Source organism: Thermus sp. (genome assembly GCF_056332225.1).
Genome location: NZ_JBWGQW010000167.1, coordinates 1 through 799 on the forward strand (window position 1 = coordinate 1; position 799 = coordinate 799).

Genomic DNA, 799 nt, shown 5'->3' on the forward strand with positions numbered 1-799 from the left:
CCCTACCAGCCTAGCGCTCGTGCGCTCGTGCGCTCGCGCGCCAGCCGCTCGCCTCAAGCGGCGCTCACGCGCTACATGCGCGCGTGCGCTCAGCCGCGCAAGCGCATGAGCGGGAAACCCGAAGGCTCACGGGGTGGGGAAGAGGAGCTGGGCCGCCTCGGCGCCGGCCCCTTCCGCGCGGGGATCCGCCTCCCCGGGTTCCTCTCCCGGGGCCTCCTCTTCGTCCGGGGCGGGGGTGGGAAGCTCCCCCTCGGTGAAGAGGGGTCCCCGGAGGACCTCCTCCAGGAGCTCCTCCTGCCGGGGATGGAGGTCCAGGGTCCGCTCCAGGACCCATATGAGCTCCAGGAGCTCCCGAGAAAGGTCCGCGTCCCAGTGGGAGGGGACGATCCCGTCCAGGGGCGAGCTTTTCCTCCCCTTTCGGTCCTTTTTGCGGTAGTCCAGCCACGCCTTGAGGGGCCGGAAGCCGGAGACCTCGTAGCCCCACACCTCCGGGGCCACCTCCTTCACCTCCCCGTCCCCCACGTGGAGGGTCCGGGTACCGGGGTCGTAGCGGTGGCTTTGGGGGTAAGCGCTGGGCGCCTTTCCCCAGAAGGCCTTCCCCTGGAAGGCGGTCCAGGAGCCCACGTGGGCGTACCGCTCCCCGTAGGTGTGGAGCCAGAGGAGTTCGCTCCCCAGGGCCACTCCCCTCTTGAAGAGCTCCGGGTCCCTGGTGAGGGGCACCCGGACCGGGGGGTGGCGCACCCCCCCCTGGAAGCGCTTGGTGAAGGCGGGCTGGGCCAGGAGGGCGTAGACGTAGGCC

The 799-nt window shown here is 71.3% G+C and carries 1 protein-coding gene; it reads right to left on the reverse strand.

Annotated features, from left to right (window positions below):
* Positions 1 to 126: 126 nt before the first annotated feature.
* A partial coding sequence (locus tag AC01Y6_RS10690) for a type ISP restriction/modification enzyme (RefSeq protein ID WP_476671509.1) occupies positions 127 to 799 on the reverse strand: 673 nt, incomplete at its 5' end.